General features: G+C 69.8%; 16 protein-coding genes. 8 read left to right on the top strand and 8 right to left on the bottom strand.

All coding sequences use genetic code 11. The annotated features are described in order from the left end of the window. Positions 1-5: 5 nt before the first annotated feature. The 8 genes from HSX43_RS07470 to HSX43_RS07435 are packed head-to-tail and all read left to right on the top strand — an operon-like array spanning position 6 to position 7,451. Positions 6-800: a hypothetical protein gene (locus tag HSX43_RS07470; RefSeq protein WP_179379480.1), complete on the top strand. Its 795-nt coding sequence runs from the start codon at positions 6-8 to the stop codon at positions 798-800. Then, positions 797-2,299 (top strand): UxaA family hydrolase, encoded by a 1,503-nt coding sequence (locus HSX43_RS07465; protein WP_179379479.1) that lies wholly within the window; start codon positions 797-799, stop codon positions 2,297-2,299. Before HSX43_RS07470 ends, HSX43_RS07465 begins: the two co-directional genes overlap by 4 nt. Continuing rightward, the gene (locus HSX43_RS07460; RefSeq protein ID WP_179379478.1) at positions 2,296-3,342 is read left to right on the top strand and encodes a Gfo/Idh/MocA family protein; all 1,047 of its coding nucleotides are present in this window, start codon (positions 2,296-2,298) and stop codon (positions 3,340-3,342) included. Before HSX43_RS07465 ends, HSX43_RS07460 begins: the two co-directional genes overlap by 4 nt. After that, positions 3,339-4,160: a shikimate dehydrogenase family protein gene (locus HSX43_RS07455; RefSeq protein WP_179379477.1), complete on the top strand. Its 822-nt coding sequence runs from the start codon at positions 3,339-3,341 to the stop codon at positions 4,158-4,160. Before HSX43_RS07460 ends, HSX43_RS07455 begins: the two co-directional genes overlap by 4 nt. Positions 4,161-4,173: 13 nt before the next feature. Then, entirely contained in the window at positions 4,174-5,058 is an 885-nt protein-coding gene (locus HSX43_RS07450) for a phytanoyl-CoA dioxygenase family protein (protein WP_179379476.1), read from the top strand. A 3-nt stretch (positions 5,059-5,061) separates the two neighbouring features. Beyond that, positions 5,062-5,943, top strand: a complete 882-nt coding sequence (locus HSX43_RS07445; protein ID WP_179379475.1) for an NAD(P)-dependent oxidoreductase — start codon at positions 5,062-5,064, stop codon at positions 5,941-5,943. Position 5,944: 1 nt separating this feature from the next. Further along, positions 5,945-6,859, top strand: coding sequence for a DMT family transporter (locus HSX43_RS07440; protein WP_179379474.1), 915 nt, complete (start codon positions 5,945-5,947; stop codon positions 6,857-6,859). Between the two features lies 1 nt (position 6,860). Further along, on the top strand, positions 6,861-7,451 hold the full coding sequence (locus HSX43_RS07435) for a LysE family translocator (protein WP_179379473.1): 591 nt from the start codon (positions 6,861-6,863) through the stop codon (positions 7,449-7,451). Between the two features lie 2 nt (positions 7,452-7,453). Here HSX43_RS07435 and HSX43_RS07430 read toward each other — a convergent pair whose 3' ends face one another. Genes HSX43_RS07430 through HSX43_RS07395 form a run of 8 tightly spaced genes read right to left on the bottom strand, consistent with a single transcriptional unit; the run spans position 7,454 to position 14,577 of the window. Next, positions 7,454-8,278, bottom strand: a complete 825-nt coding sequence (locus HSX43_RS07430; RefSeq protein WP_179379472.1) for an alpha/beta hydrolase — start codon at positions 8,276-8,278, stop codon at positions 7,454-7,456. Between the two features lie 16 nt (positions 8,279-8,294). Continuing rightward, positions 8,295-8,996 (bottom strand): ABC transporter ATP-binding protein, encoded by a 702-nt coding sequence (locus HSX43_RS07425; RefSeq protein WP_179379471.1) that lies wholly within the window; start codon positions 8,994-8,996, stop codon positions 8,295-8,297. Further along, positions 8,993-9,730, bottom strand: a complete 738-nt coding sequence (locus HSX43_RS07420) for an ABC transporter ATP-binding protein (RefSeq protein ID WP_179379470.1) — start codon at positions 9,728-9,730, stop codon at positions 8,993-8,995. The genes HSX43_RS07425 and HSX43_RS07420 overlap by 4 nt, the downstream gene beginning before the upstream one ends. A 1-nt stretch (position 9,731) precedes the next feature. Further along, positions 9,732-10,673, bottom strand: coding sequence for a branched-chain amino acid ABC transporter permease (locus tag HSX43_RS07415; protein ID WP_235962557.1), 942 nt, complete (start codon positions 10,671-10,673; stop codon positions 9,732-9,734). Continuing rightward, positions 10,673-11,602: a branched-chain amino acid ABC transporter permease gene (locus HSX43_RS07410; protein ID WP_179379469.1), complete on the bottom strand. Its 930-nt coding sequence runs from the start codon at positions 11,600-11,602 to the stop codon at positions 10,673-10,675. Before HSX43_RS07410 ends, HSX43_RS07415 begins: the two co-directional genes overlap by 1 nt. Positions 11,603-11,652: 50 nt before the next feature. Then, positions 11,653-12,822: an ABC transporter substrate-binding protein gene (locus tag HSX43_RS07405; RefSeq protein ID WP_179379468.1), complete on the bottom strand. Its 1,170-nt coding sequence runs from the start codon at positions 12,820-12,822 to the stop codon at positions 11,653-11,655. A gap of 52 nt (positions 12,823-12,874) precedes the next feature. Further along, entirely contained in the window at positions 12,875-14,113 is a 1,239-nt protein-coding gene (locus tag HSX43_RS07400; RefSeq protein WP_179379467.1) for a flavin-dependent oxidoreductase, read from the bottom strand. Next, on the bottom strand, positions 14,113-14,577 hold the full coding sequence (locus HSX43_RS07395) for a cupin domain-containing protein (RefSeq protein WP_235962556.1): 465 nt from the start codon (positions 14,575-14,577) through the stop codon (positions 14,113-14,115). Before HSX43_RS07395 ends, HSX43_RS07400 begins: the two co-directional genes overlap by 1 nt. Positions 14,578-14,656 lie beyond the last annotated feature (79 nt).

Genomic DNA, 14,656 nt, shown 5'->3' with positions numbered 1-14,656 from the left:
GCCGGGTGTACGACACACAACGGACCTACGCCGACCTGCGCGACGCGATCCGGCGCGCGCCTGCCGGCATGGTGCGGGAGGAGGCTCTTCGCCCCTGGCTCGACGGCGCGGGGTCGGAACGGCGCTGGCTTGCCGACCTGCGCGACAGGCTCGATGACCCGCCGGTCGCGCTGGAGGTCGAGACGTCCTGTCGTCTCTATGCCCTGTCGCGCTGCCTCGACGCGCTGATCCGGCGGCTGAGCGCGGAACCGGCGGACACCGGGCCGGACGCCTATGTCGCCCTGCTGACCGGCCTCGGCCTCGACATCGTGACGCCGGTGGCCTTCCACCCGTTCTGGTGCGAGATCCATCGCGTGATACAGGCCCCCGACCCGGATCGCCCCCCGACCCTGCGCCACGTCCACTGGCCCACGGCGATGCTCGGCCAGCTGATGATCCAGCGTGCCGGGGTGACGGCCCGCGCCGGGCGCGCCCATCTCCACAAGGCCCGGGCCGAAGGCGGCGTCCTCTACTGGTGTTCCGAGCGCAACCGGCCGCGCGCAGACCTATCGGACGGCTGGGGCCACAATTCGCAATGGGGCACCCGCCTGCGGGAGGATCACGCGATGCCCGACGTTCTGATCTACAACCTGCGCAACGACCCCGAGGTGGCGTCCCCCGATCCGCTGTCGGAGCTGTCGCCCCGCACACGGGCCGAATTGCTGCGCCATCGTTGCTTCGTGACCGAGAGCCCCGACGGTCACGACCACCCCGACCTCTGGCCCTACGACAGCAGCCTGACCGAGCCCCGCCACCCATGACCGACACGATCCGCCTCTCGCCCCTCGACAACGTCGTCACCGCCGTTCGCCCGCTCGAAGCGGGAACCCGGGTCGAGGGGGTGACCACGACCGCGCTCATCCCCGCGGGCCACAAGATCGCCACGGCCCCCGTGGCGGCGGGCGCGGCGCTGCGCAAGTTCGGGCAGATCATCGGCTACGCCAGCGTCGACATCGCGCCGGGCGACCACGTCCACACGCAGAATTGCGCCTTCGCGGCCACAGACGTGGACTACGAGTTCGGCACCGACCTCGCGCCCGCGACCCCGGCGACGGGCGACAGCTTCCTGGGCTACCGGCGCGAGACGGGCCGCGTGGGCACGCGTAACTACATCGCCGTCGTCACCAGCGTGAACTGCTCCGCCACCGCCGCGCGCCGGATCGCCGACGCCTTCGGCCCCGAGGAGTTGGCCGCCTATCCCAATGTCGACGGCGTCGTGGCCTTCGTCCACGGCACGGGCTGCGGCATGGCCGATGCGGGCGACGGCTTCGAGGCGCTGCAACGGGTGATGTGGGGCTATGCCCGGCACCCGAACCACGCGGCGGTGCTCATGGTCGGGCTCGGGTGCGAGATCAACCAGATCGACTGGCTGCTCGACGCCTGGGGCCTGAAGCAGGGGCCGACCTTCCAGACGATGAACATCCAGAACGTCGCCGGCCTGCGCCGCACGGTCGAGGCGGGCATCGAGAAGGTCCGCGCGATGCTGCCGATCGCGAACGAGGCCCGGCGGGAGCCCTGCCCGGCGTCGGAGCTGATGGTGGCGCTGCAATGCGGCGGTTCGGATGCCTGGTCGGGGATCACGGCGAACCCGGCGGTGGGCCATGCCTGCGACCTCCTGGTGGCGCAGGGGGGCACGGGCGTCCTGGCCGAGACGCCCGAGATCTACGGGGCGGAGCATCTGCTGACCCGCCGCGCCGTCGACCGCGCGGTCGGCGAACGCCTGATCGAGCGGGTCGAATGGTGGAAGGACTACACCGCGCGCAACCGCGGCTCGATGGACAACAACCCCTCGCCCGGCAACAAGAAGGGCGGGCTGACGACCATCCTCGAGAAGTCGCTCGGCGCGGCGGCCAAGGGGGGCACGACCCCGCTCACGGGCGTCTACCGCTACGCCGAGGCGGTGACGGCGCGGGGTTTCACCTTCATGGACAGCCCCGGCTACGACCCCGCCTCGGTCACGGGCCAGATCGCCGCGGGTTGCACGCTCGTCTGCTTCACCACGGGTCGCGGCTCCGCCTTCGGCTCGAAGCCCGCGCCGACGATCAAGGTCGCCTCGAACCAGGCGCTCTTCGACCGGATGCCCGAGGACATGGACGTGAACGCGGGCGACGTCCTCTCCGGCGCGGCTTCGGTGGAGGCGAAGGGCCGGGAGATCTACGAGACGTGGCTGCGCGTGGCGAGCGGGGAGGCCTCGAAATCGGAGGCCCAGGGCCTCGGGGACTACGAGTTCGTGCCCTGGCAGATCGGAGCGGTGATGTGACCCGTCTCCTCCTCGCCGGCACGGGCCTCATCGGCGCGCGGCACCTCGCCCATATCGAGGCGCATCCCGCGCTGACGCTCGCGGGCATCGTCGACCCGGATCCGGCGCGGCGCGCGCATCCCTCGGCCCCCGGCTTTCCCGACCTGGAGAGCGTCGACGTGCCGGTCGACGGCGTCGTCCTCGCCACGCCGACGGCAACCCACGCGCCGCTCGCCATCGCGGCCGCCCGGCGGGGCTGGCACGTGCTTGTCGAGAAGCCGGTGGCCGAGACGCTGGAGGCCGCCGACGCCATGATCGCGGCGGCGGAGGCGGCCGGCATCCGGATTCTCGTCGGGCATCACCGCCGCCACCATCCGCGCGTGGCCAGGCTGCATGAGATCGTGACCTCGGGCCGCATCGGCACGCCGGTCGCCGCCTCGCTCCTGTGGCTCATGCGCAAGCCCGACGACTACTTCGACGTCGGCTGGCGCGCGGGGATCGACGGGGCCCCGATCAAGCAGAACCTCATCCACGACGTCGATACGCTGCGCTGGCTCTTCGGAGAGGTCACGGAGGTCGTGGGCCTCGCCTCGAACGCGGTGCGGGGGGCCGCCCGGCCCGAAAGCGGCGGGGCCGTGCTGCGCTTCGAGGGCGGGGCGACGGCCACGCTCACCTATGCCGATACCACGCCGACACCCTGGGGCTTCGAGGCCGGCACGGGCGAAAGCCCCCACATCCCCCACACCGCGCAGGACAGCCTGCGCATCGCGGGCACGGCGGGCGGCGTCGAGTTCCCCTCGCTGCGGGTCTGGTCCGGGGCCGCGCACTGGAACGAGGAACCGAAACCGTCGGAAACGGAGGTCGAGGAGGCCGTGCCCCTGATCCGGCAACTCGAGCACTTCGCAGAGGTCATCGCCGGCCGCGCCGCGCCGATCGTCGACGCGGCGAGCGCGAAACGCACGCTCGACGTCATCCTCCGGATCGAGGGAACGGCCCTGCCTCTTCCTGCCGGAAATACTCCACGGGGGTCCGGGGGTGTGACACCCCCGGTGGCGGCCCGATGAACACCCTCGTCTGCGGCCTCATCGGCGAGAACATCGGCAATTCGCGCCTGTCGCGTGCGCTCGAGCTGATGTGCGCCGACGCGGGGATCGACTTCCGCTTCACGCTCATCGACACCAAGGGCGTCGCGGAGTTCGACTTTGACGCGCAGGTCGATCTCTGCCGCGCCGACGGCTGGACCGGGGTCACGGTGACGCATCCATGGAAGACCCACGCCGCCCGCTGGGCCGGGGACGCCATGGTCGCGGGCACGCGCGACCTCGGGGCGGCGAACACGCTGACCTTCGTGCCGCGGCGGGGACACAACACCGACTACACCGGCTTCCGCGCGGCCTACGCCCATGTGCTCGACCGCCCGCCGGGGGCCGTTGCCGTGGCCGGCGCCGGTGGCGTGGCGCGGGCGGTGGTGCCCGCGCTCGTGGAGCTTGGCGCGGGGCCGGTCCGGATCTGGGACCGCGACGCGGAGCGCGCCCGCGCGCTCGCCCGGGACACCGGGGCGGAGGCCATCGCGATCGAGGACGCGGCAGGGGCCGTCGCGGAGGCCGAGGGCCTCGTCAACTGCACGCCGATGGGCATGGCCCCCTACGGCGGCAGCGCCTTCGACAAGGCCTGGCTGGGGCCGCAGGCCTGGGCCTTCGACGCGGTCTACACGCCGACCGACACACCCTTTCTCATCGCCGCCGCCGATGCGGGGCTCGCGGTGATGACGGGCTTCGACCTCTTCCGCTTCATGGCGATGCAGAGTTTCGAAGCCTATACCGGCCGCGTCCCCGACCCCGCGGCCACCCTGCCGAAGCTCGATACCCTGCGGCCCCGCTGATGGAGGTAACGACATGGAAGTTCTGACCCAAGACCAGAAGGCGGCCTATGACCGCGACGGATATCTCGTGCTCGAGCGGCGGCTCTCGCCGACGCAACTGGCGACACTCCACGCCGAGATCGACCGCTACACCGCCAAGGCACGCGGCCTGACCGAAGGCACCGAAGAGCTTGACCTCGAGGACAGCCACACCCCCGACGCCCCGCGCGTCCGCCGCATCAAGCTGCCGCATACCCACTCCGAGGTGTTCCGCGACCTGATGGTCTCCGACACGATCCTCGCGCCCGCGCGTGACCTGATCGGGCCCGACATCCGTCTGCACACGACGAAACTCAACATGAAGGAGGCGGGGCACGGGGCAGCAGTGGAATGGCACCAGGACTTCGCCTTCTACCCGCATACCAACGACGACGTGCTGGCGATCGGGGTCATCCTCGATGACATGGGGCCGGAGAACGGGCCACTCTCGGTCTTTCCGGGCTCGCACCGGGGCCCGATCCACGACCATCACGAGGGCGGCTATTTCGTCGGTGCGATGGACCTCGGGCGCGACGGCTACGACATGGCCGACGCCGTGCCGCTCATGGGGCCGGCCGGGTCGATCAGCATCCATCACGGGCGGATCGTGCATGGCTCGGCGCTCAACACCTCCACGCAGGCGCGGCGGATCCTCTTCTACGAGATGATGGCGGCCGATGCCTGGCCGATCATGGGGTCGATGACGAAGTTTTCGGACCTCGCCGACTACGACAGCCGGATGCTCTGCGGTCAGTCACGGCAGCCGCGCCTCGCCGACGTGCCGGTGCGCGTGCCCCTGCCGGCACCGCCCATCGGCAAGACGATCTACGAAATCCAGAAGGGCCTGAAGACGCGGGCCTTCGAGACGATGAAGGAATAGGACATGGCGAAAATCGGGTTCATCGGCCTCGGCCTCATGGGGTCGGCAATGGTGCAGCGGCTCCTCGACTGCGGGCACGAGATGACGGTGCTCGGCAACCGTGACCGCAGCGGCGTCGAGGCGGCCCTCGCCCGGGGCGCGTCGGAGGCCGCCACCGCGCGCGATCTCGCGGCGGCCTCGGAGATCGTGATGCTCTGCGTCGGCACCTCCGATCAGGTGGAGGGCCGGATGCGCGGCGACGACGGCGTGATCGCGGGGCTCGCCCCCGGCACGGTGGTGATCGACTTCGGCACCTCCCTGCCCGGCTCGACCCGCGCGCTCGGTGCGGAGGTCGCGGAGGCCGGGGGCACCTACCTCGACGCGCCGCTCGGCAAGACGCCGAGCCACGGGCGCGAGGGGCAGCTCAACATCATGTGCGCGGGCGACAAGGCGGCGTTCGACAAGATGCGCCCCGTGCTCGACGACCTGGGCGAGAACGTCTTTCACCTGGGCGACCTCGGCAACGGGCACACGATCAAGCTCATCAACAACTTCTTCGCCATGACCACCGCCAACGCCATGGCCGAGGCCTTCGCCATGGCCGAGCGCGCGGGCGTCGGGCGGCAGGCCGTCTACGACGTGATGTCGGCGGGGCCGCTGCGCTCGGGCATGATGGATTTCGTGAAGGGCTACGCGCTCGACGGCGACCCGACGCAGCTCGCCTTCTCGGTGCGCAACGCGGCGAAGGACGTGGGTTATTACAAGGCGATGGCCGAGGAGCTCGGCGCGGCGACCATCATGTCGAACTGCGCGCGCGAGGCGCTGACCACCGCGGTCGAGGACGGGCGCGGCGACGACATGGTGCCGCAGATGGTCGAATTCTACGTCGACCGCTTCAAGGGCTGAAATGGCCGCACCCGCCCCCGTCAGCCACCTGGCCCGCGCGCGGGAGGACCGGCCGGGGCGCGGCATCCTGCTGATGCTGCTGGCCTACCTGCTGTTCGCGGGCACCGATACCTCGGTCAAATGGCTCTCGCTCGCCGGGCTTCCGGCGCTGCAGCTCGCCTTCATGCGGTTCGCCACGCACCTGGCGCTCTCGACGGGGCCGATGATCGGCTCGACGGATCACTCCGGCTGGACGGCCCCGCGGGCGCAGGCGCTGACGATGCTCCTGCGCGGCGCGCTCCTGATGCTGTCGACGGTGACGAACTTCATCGCGCTGCGCTATCTCGACCTCACGGTTTCGGCGGCGATCATGTTTTCGGCCCCGATCCTCGTCTGTGCGCTTTCGGTGCCGCTCCTGGGCGAGCGTGTGGGGCGCTGGCGATGGGGCGCGATCCTCCTTGGCTTCGTCGGCGTGCTGATCGTGGTGCGGCCCTGGTCGGCGGAGTTCCACTGGGCCGCGATCTTCAGCCTGACGGCGGCGACCTCGCTCGCGCTCTTCTCCATCCTGACGCGGCGGCTCGCCGGCGTCGCGGCCCCCCGCACGATGCAGCTCTATGCGGGGCTCGTCGGCACGCTCGTCCTTGCCCCGGTCGCGCTCTGGCTCTGGGAGACGCCGCAGAGCACGCTCGACTGGACACTCCTCTTCGCGGTCGGGGCCTTCGCCTGGGCGGGGCATCACTTCTTCGGGCAGGCGCATGGCTACGCCGAGGCGAGCGTGCTGATGCCCTTCAGCTATTCCTTCCTGATCTATCTCTCGCTGAGCGGGTTCCTCGTCTTCGGTACCCTGCCCGACGGCATGACGCTTCTCGGGGCGGGCGTGATCGCGGCGGCGGGGCTCGTCATCTGGTGGCGCGAGCGGGTGCCGCGCGGGGTCTGAGATGCTGACCTTCGCCGCCGCCGTCTTCTTCCTGATCGTGACGCCCGGGCCGGGCGTGCTCTCGACGGCGGGTGTCGGCTCGGCCTTCGGGGCGCGGGCGGGAACGCGCTATGTCGCCGGGCTCTTCATCGGGACGAACATCGTCGCGCTCGGCGTGATCTCGGGCGTGGCCGCCGTGCTGCTCGCCTGGCCGCCCCTGCGCGTGGCGCTCTTCCTCGCCTCGACCGGCTATCTGCTCTACCTCGCACTGCGCATCGCGACGGCCGGCACCAGAATCGCGATCATCCCCGCGACCCGCGCGCCGGGCATCCGCGACGGGCTGGCGCTGCAGGCGATCAACCCGAAGGCCTATGCGGTGAACACGGCGCTCTTCGCCGGTTTCACCTTCCTGCCCGACGCGCCGGCGACGGAGGCGGTGCTGAAGCTGCTGATCGTCAACGCGATCTGGCTGCCGATCCACTTTGCCTGGCTCGGCCTCGGCATCTGGCTGCGCAGCCTCGATCTGAGCGGCGGAGCGCAACGGGCGATCAACCTGGCCATGGCGGGGTCGATGCTGCTGGTGGTCGGGCTGGCGCTCTGGTCGCTCGTCTGACGCTAGACGGCCACGTCCCCGACGAACGCCTCGGTGATGGCGCTTTCGGCCTCGGTCAGCCCCTCGATGACCGAGAAATGATGGTGGTCGCCGTCCACCACCGCCCGCGTCAGGGCAAGGAGGCCGGGCCAGATCGCGTCGATAAGCCGGGTCTGGCGCAGGAACTCCGGCCGCTCTCCGCCCCCGACCCAGGCGGTCAGCCGGGTGCCCTCCATGGGGCGCAGGAGCGCCGGGCTCTCGGCGCTGGCCTCGGCCTCGTCGAGATGCAGCGTGGCGTTCATCTCCGTCTGCATGAGCGGCCGCAGGTCGTGCAGCCCGCTGATCGAGAGGACGTGTTCGACACGTTCCGCCACGCCGAGATCGAGGGGACTGTCGGTGCAGACGAGCCGGGTGACGAGGTGCCCCCCCGCGGAATGGCCGGCGAGCCGGATCGGCCCACCGACCCGCGCCGCGGCGACCGCGATGCCGCGCGCGACCTGCTCCGCGATGGCCGTCAGGCGGGCCTCGGGGGCAAGCACGTAGCCCGGCAGCGCCACGGCCCAGCCCCGGGCGGCTGCGCCCTCGGCCAGATGCGTCCACATCGCGGGTTCCGTGCGCATCCAGTAGCCGCCGTGGACGAAGACGGCGAGGCCGCGCGGCGGATCTTCGGGCAGCACGAGGTCGCAAACCTCTCGCGGATGCGACCCGGTCTCCAGCCGCTCGACACGGGCACGGGCGCGGAAGGCCGCGGCGGCCTCGCTCCAGAGCCCGGGCAGCGCGTCGGACCCCGGCACATGCGCCATGTTCGCATAGGCGTCATCCCAATCGTCGATCACGGGCGAATACATCGGCGGCTCCGTCGGCTCAGAGGTGGAGGAACTGTTCGACCGTGGCGCGGTCGGCGGCGAAATCGTCGGCGCTGCCGGTCCAGACGATCCGGCCCTTCTCGATCACGGCGTAGTGGTCGGAGATCCGCGCGAGCTCGCCCAGGTTCTTGTCGACCAGAAGGATGGTCAGGCCCTCGGCCTTGAGCCGGCCCAGCATCGTCCAGATCTCCTCCCGGATGAGCGGGGCCAGCCCCTCCGTCGCCTCGTCGAGGACGAGGAGGTCGGGGTTCGTCATCAGCGCACGGCCGATGGCAAGCATCTGCTGCTCCCCGCCCGACAGCTGCACGCCGTAGTGGGCGCGCCGCTCGGCGAGACGGGGAAAGGCGTCGAAGACGCGCGCCTCGGTCCAGCCATTCGCGCGGGGCCGCGCGGTGGCGCGCAGGTTCTCGGACACGGTGAGCGACGGAAAGACCTGCCGCCCCTCGGGCACGAGGCCGAGCCCCGCGCGCGCCATCCGGTAGGGCGCGGCCCCGGTCAGGTCTTCGTCCCCCACCTCAACCCGGCCGGAACTGGGCGACAGAAGCCCCATGAGACAGCGGATGGTCGTCGTCTTGCCCATGCCGTTGCGGCCAATGAGCGTCGTGACCGCGCCCCTGGGCACGGTAAGGTCGACGCCGAAGAGCACCTCCGCGCGTCCGTAGCCTGCATGCAGATCGGTGATGCGGGCAAGCGCGCTCATGCCTCGGCCCCGAGGTAGGCGGCGCGCGCGCCGGGATCGTCCCGCACCTCGGCCGGTGGACCGCTTGCGATGATCCGCCCGTCGACCAGCACCGAAAGACGGTCGGCGAGGCGGAACACGGCGTCCATGTCGTGCTCCACGAGGAGCATGGGCACTTCCGCGCGCAACTCGGCCAGAAGGTCGATGAGCGCCGCGCTCTCGGTCCGGCCGAGGCCCGCCATCGGCTCGTCGAGCAGGAGAACCTTCGGGCGCGCGGCGAGCGCGATCGCAAGCTCCAGAAGGCGCAGCTCCCCGTGCGACAGATCGGCGGCGCGGGCCTCCATTCGATCCGCGAGGCCCACGCGGGTCAGGACGGCGGCGGCCGCGTCGTTGAGCGCCGCGTCGCGCGCGGCCGGGGCGAAGAAGCGCATCGAGCCGCCCGCCTTGGCCTGGGCCGCGATGGCGACGTTTTCGAGGACCGAGAAGCTCGGCAGGATCGAGGTGATCTGGAACGTGCGCCCGAGGCCCGCCTGAACCCGCTGCCAGACGGTGAGGCCGGTCACGTCCCGTCCGCCGAGACGGACCTCGCCCGCGTCCGACCGCAAGACGCCCGAGATCTGGTGGATGAGCGTCGTCTTGCCGGCCCCGTTCGGACCGATGATCGCGTGACATTCGTTCGGGCCGAGGGCGAGCGAGATGTCGTCGCTGACCCTAAGCGCGCCGAAGCTCTTGGACAGGTGGCGGATCTCCAGCATCTCAGCCGGCCCCCTTTGCGCGCGGGGCCATGAGATCGGCGAGCCCGCCCTTGGCGTAGAGCACGAGGATGACGAGGAGCGGGCCGTAGATCAGCCGCCACTCGTGGAGCAGAGAGCTGAGGATTTCCTCCATCAGGACGATGAAGAAGGCGCCGAGCAGCGCGCCGTTGCGCGTGCCGAGACCGCCGAGGACGACCGCGACGATCAGGTCGCCCGACCGCTGCCAGGTGGCGATCGCGGGGCTCACGAATTCGGCGTATTGCATCATCAGAAGGCCCGAGACCCCGGCGATACAGGCCGCGATGACGTAGGCGACGAGGCGATAGCGCGTGATCGGGTAGCCCATGACCTCCGCGCGCTGCGGGTTGTCGCGCGCTGCGCGCAGCACCCGCCCGAAGCGCGAGAGCCCGATCCGGTGGACCCCGGCCCAGGTCGCCAGAAGGGTGGCGAGGACGAAGAAATAAAGCCCCTCCCCGTTCTGCACCACGTCGCTGCCGAAGAGGGTCGCGAGCGACCAGAGCGTCAGCCCGTCGTCCCCGCCGTAAGCCGCGAGAGAGGTGAAGGTGAAATAGATCATCTGCCCGAAGGCGAGCGTGATCATCAGGAAGTAGACCCCGCTGGTGCGCAGCGCGAGCGCCCCGGTGATCAGTGCCACGAGCGCGGTGACGGCGAGGGTGAGCGCGAGGAGGATCAGGATCTCCTCGATCCCGCTTTCGAGGGCGATGGCGGCCGTGTAGGCCCCCACGCCGATGAAGGCGGCGTGGCCGAGGCTGACCATGCCCCCCTGCCCGATGATGAGGTCGAGCGAGATGGCCGCGATGGCGAGCAGCATCGCCTTGATGAGAAGACCCATCAGGTAATCTGCCCCGACGAGCGGCAGTAGGAGCGGCAACGCGAGGAGCGTGGCGAAGATCGCCGCCCCGATCATCCGGTCGCGGGCCATCAGGCGACCACGCCCTTGGCCGGCAGGAGACCCTTCGGACGGAAGACGAGGATGGCGGCCATGAGGATGTAGATGAGCATCGAGGCCAGCGCCGGCCCGACCTGGTTGGCCATGGACGGCCCGAAGAAGAGCGACATGAGGTCGGTCGCCACGCTGCGCCCGAGCGTGTCGATCAGGCCCACGAGGATCGCGGCGACGAAGGCCCCGCCGATGGAGCCGACGCCCCCGATGATGATGACGACGAAGGCGATGATGAGGATGTTGTCGCCCATGCCCGGCTCGATGGCGAAGATGGGCGCCGCGATGATGCCGGCGAAGCCCGCGAGCATGGCCCCCACGCCGAAGACGACGCGGAAGAGCTGCGTGACGTTGACGCCGAGGGCGGCGACCATTTCGGGCGTGGTGGAGCCCGCGCGGACGAGCATCCCGATCCGCGTGTAGCTGATGGTCGCGAAGAGCCCGATGGCGACGGCAAGGCCCACGCCGATCGTGGCGAGGCGGTAGACCGGGTAGCGCAGCTGTTCCGTCAGCTGGATCGCGCCCGACAGGAAGGCGGGCGTTTCGATCGAGAGCGTCGTCGGCCCGAAGAGCACCTTGGCCAGTTCGTTGAGGAAGATGATGATCCCGAAGGTTGCGAGCACCTGATCGAGATGCGGGCGCGCGTAGAGGTGCCGGAAGACCGCGTATTCGAGCAGGAGCCCGATTGCGAGCGCCGCGAGGAGCGACAGCGGCAGGGCCAGCGCGAAGCTGCCCGTGAGGCCGGTGAAGGCGAAGATCAGGTAGGCCCCGACCATGTATTGCACGCCATGGGCCAGGTTGATGAACCCCATCACCCCGAACACGAGCGTGAGCCCCGCCGCGATGAGGAACAGCAGCAGCCCGTATTGCAGCCCGTTCAGGCAGAGGATGAGGAAGAGGGTCAGGGACATCGGTTCACGGCGTCATACGGGGCCGGCCGGGTCGGGCCGGCCCCGGGAGATCACATGTCGCACTCGGCGTGGAAGCTGTCGGCGTAGTCTTCCGCCACCGTGCGCACGAAGGAGGTGTGGAACTGCCCGTCCTCGCGCTTGACGATCTCGAGCTTGTGGAAGTCCTGCACCGGGTAGTGATTGTTGTTGAATGAGAAATCGCCTCGGACAGAGGTAAAATCTGCCGCGCGCAGGGCATCGCGCACCGCGTCCTTGTCGGACATGTCGCCGCCCGTCGCGGCCAGCGCGCTTTCGATCAGGTTGGCGGTGTCGTAGGCCTGCATCGCGTAGGACCCGGGGATGTAGCCGTAGGCCTCCTCGAACGCCGCGACGAACGCCGCGTTGGCTTCGTTCGGCAGGTCGGGTGCCCAGCTTCCGGCGGCGAGGAAGCCCACGGCCGCATCCTTCTGGCCGGGCAGCGTCGTCTCGTCGGTGGTGAAGACCGACATGAAGCGCATGGTCTCCGAGAGGCCCGCCTCGTCGAACTGGTTGACGAGGCGCACGCCCATGCCGCCCGGCATGAAGGTGAAGATCGCATCGGAGCCGGACGTCGAGATGCGGGCGAGCTCGGCCGAGAAATCCTGATGCCCTAGCGGGGTGAAGACCTCGTCGCTCACCGTGCCCTCGAAGGTCTGGCGGAAGCCGTCGACGTTGTCGCGCCCAGCCTGGTAGTTTGGGGCCATGACGAAGACGTTCTCGAAACCCTCCTCGTTGGCGATCAGGCCGCTGACTTCGGCGTTCTGATTGTTCTGGTAGGAGGTGGCGAAGAAGTAGGGGTTGCAGTTGCGGCCCGCGAAGGTCGAGGGGCCGGCATTCGGGCTGATGAGGAAGGTCTCGGATTCGACCACCGGCTTGAAGATCGCCTGCAGCATGTTCGAGAAGACCGTGCCGACGACAAAGTCGACCTCCTCGCGTTCGATGAGGGTGTTCGCCTTCAGGAGAGCGACGTCGGGCTTCAGCTCGTCGTCCTCGACGATCAGCTCGACGCCGAGGCCGGCCAGTTGCCCCTCCTTCTGATCGAGGGCGAGCTGGAAGCCGTCGACGATCTGCTGGCCGAGGGCCGCGGGCGGGCCCGACAGGGTCACCACCATGCCGATCTTGAGGTCTTCGGCGAGCGCCGCGGTGCTGGCGAGGAGCGAGAAGGCGAGTGTGCCGGCCCCGAGGTGTTTTATCTTGGTCATTTTGGTCCTTTCCCTGTCTTTACAGTTTTTTATGAGTTGTTCTTCATGTCGTCTAGCGCGCGTCGCCGGTGGCGAACCCCGCGAGTTTCGCATAGCCTTTCACGATGGCCTCGCGGTCCGCATGGCTCAACACGTCGTCGATATGGTCGAAGCCCGCGGGGCTGAGTTTCTCGACCTCGTCGATCACCCGTTCGGGCCCGCCGATGCGGTTCTGGCGCACGATCGCGGCCGTCTTCGGCAGGCGTTCGGCCTCGTAGCGGTAGAGCGCCTCGCGCGGGTGCCCGGCGGCGACGAAATGGTCGGCAAGGGCGCGCGCGTCCAGAATGGCCTGCGCCGCCCCGTTGGAGCCGACGGGATACATGGGATGCGCCGCGTCGCCGAGGAGCGTGACACGCCCGTGCGTCCAGCGCGGCAACGGATCACGATCGGCCATGGGGTATTCGTAGATCGCCCCGCTCGCCCGCACGAGCGCCTCGATGTCGATCCCGGGCACGTGGAAGCGCCGCGCATAGGGCAGCACCTTCGAGAGCGGCGCGCGCGTCGACCAGCTTTCGCGCGGCGGCGGCGTGACGCTCGGGTCGGCGATGCGCACGTTCACGACCCAGTTCGTCAGCTGCGTCTTCCCCTTTGCCGGTGCGATCGGATAGAGGACGAGCTTGCCCGCAAGTCCCCCCGCGATGGCCATGGTCTCTCCGTCCTCCCAGACGGGCCAGTCGGTCGCGCCGCGCCACATGGCGACGCCGTTCCAGCTGGGCGGCCCCTCGTCGGGGTAGAAGGCGCGACGGCCGGCGCTGTGGATGCCGTCGGCGCAGATCAGCACCTCGCCGCGCAGGTCGAGCGAGCCGGAGCCGTCGCGCGCGTCGGTGAAATGGGCGGTGACGCCCGCCTCATCCTGCACGAAGCCCGCGAGCCTGTGCCCGGTAATGAGGGCATCCGCGCCCAGACGCTCCCGCGCGGCGTCGTAGAGGACCTTCTGAAGCCGTCCGCGATGGATGGAGAACTGCGGGTGGGCATGGCCCGCGTGGATACCGCGCGGTTCGCGCCAGATTTCCTGCCCCCGCCGGTTCAGGTAGCGCAGCTCCCGCGTGCGCAGGCCCACGGCGTCGAGCCGGTCGAGGAGGTCGAGCTCCGCCAGCTCGGCGATGGCGTGGGGCAGCGTGTTGATGCCGACGCCGACCTCCCGCACCTCGGCGGCCTGTTCGACGATGGTGGCCGCGATGCCGCGTGCGTGCAGCATGAGCGCCGTCGTCAGCCCCCCGATGCCCGCGCCCGCGATCAGAACCCGCGCCATCAGCCCTCCGCGTCTTCGGATGGCGGCGGCGGCAGGAAGTCGATCGCATGGGCGGCGGAGACGGAGACGACCTCGGCCGGGTCGGCTCCGGGGCCGAGATTGTGGAGCGCCCAGAAGAGATCGTAGAGGCGCAGTGTCGGCGTCACCCAGAAGAGCGTTTTGATGGTCTGGTCGGACTTGTTGAAGATCCCGTGCGGCACGCCGCGCGGCAGGGTAATGAGATCCCCCGGCTCGCCCACGGCCTCCTTCCCGTCGAGCAGGAAATCGAAACGGCCTTCGAGGATGTAGAGATACTCGTCCTGATCCGGGTGGATATGGGGCGGAACGAAGGTGCCCGGCGGCAGGGTCGCGTGCCACGAGAAGCAATCCTCGGTGCGGGCCTTCGGCACGTAGGTCTGCCCCAGGATGTTCCAGGTGATCCCTTCGAGCCCCCGGCCCGACCCCACGACGCCCGCGTCCATCATACCCGATCCCCCTTCGTCATAACATGCCCCGCGGCGCATCATGCGCCAGAGGTGGCGCGGCGCGCCATGGAAAAATGCC

This window comes from Jannaschia marina, assembly GCF_013404595.1.
In the GTDB taxonomy this organism is placed as follows: domain Bacteria; phylum Pseudomonadota; class Alphaproteobacteria; order Rhodobacterales; family Rhodobacteraceae; genus Jannaschia; species Jannaschia marina.
Note: the sequence above shows the minus strand (reverse complement) of the source record. Positions and strands in the feature narration are given on the sequence as shown.

Coding starts and splice junctions, on each gene's coding strand:
- HSX43_RS07425 (WP_179379471.1), bottom strand. CDS start 8,996: ATGAGCGCGCTTGCCCGCATCACCGATCTGCATGCAGGCTACGGACGC.
- HSX43_RS07465 (WP_179379479.1), top strand. CDS start 797: ATGACCGACACGATCCGCCTCTCGCCCCTCGACAACGTCGTCACCGCC.
- HSX43_RS07445 (WP_179379475.1), top strand. CDS start 5,062: ATGGCGAAAATCGGGTTCATCGGCCTCGGCCTCATGGGGTCGGCAATG.
- HSX43_RS07455 (WP_179379477.1), top strand. CDS start 3,339: ATGAACACCCTCGTCTGCGGCCTCATCGGCGAGAACATCGGCAATTCG.
- HSX43_RS07415 (WP_235962557.1), bottom strand. CDS start 10,673: ATGGCCCGCGACCGGATGATCGGGGCGGCGATCTTCGCCACGCTCCTC.
- HSX43_RS07450 (WP_179379476.1), top strand. CDS start 4,174: ATGGAAGTTCTGACCCAAGACCAGAAGGCGGCCTATGACCGCGACGGA.
- HSX43_RS07420 (WP_179379470.1), bottom strand. CDS start 9,730: ATGCTGGAGATCCGCCACCTGTCCAAGAGCTTCGGCGCGCTTAGGGTC.
- HSX43_RS07440 (WP_179379474.1), top strand. CDS start 5,945: ATGGCCGCACCCGCCCCCGTCAGCCACCTGGCCCGCGCGCGGGAGGAC.
- HSX43_RS07395 (WP_235962556.1), bottom strand. CDS start 14,577: ATGATGGACGCGGGCGTCGTGGGGTCGGGCCGGGGGCTCGAAGGGATC.
- HSX43_RS07405 (WP_179379468.1), bottom strand. CDS start 12,822: ATGACCAAGATAAAACACCTCGGGGCCGGCACACTCGCCTTCTCGCTC.
- HSX43_RS07400 (WP_179379467.1), bottom strand. CDS start 14,113: ATGGCGCGGGTTCTGATCGCGGGCGCGGGCATCGGGGGGCTGACGACG.
- HSX43_RS07410 (WP_179379469.1), bottom strand. CDS start 11,602: ATGTCCCTGACCCTCTTCCTCATCCTCTGCCTGAACGGGCTGCAATAC.
- HSX43_RS07430 (WP_179379472.1), bottom strand. CDS start 8,278: ATGTATTCGCCCGTGATCGACGATTGGGATGACGCCTATGCGAACATG.
- HSX43_RS07435 (WP_179379473.1), top strand. CDS start 6,861: ATGCTGACCTTCGCCGCCGCCGTCTTCTTCCTGATCGTGACGCCCGGG.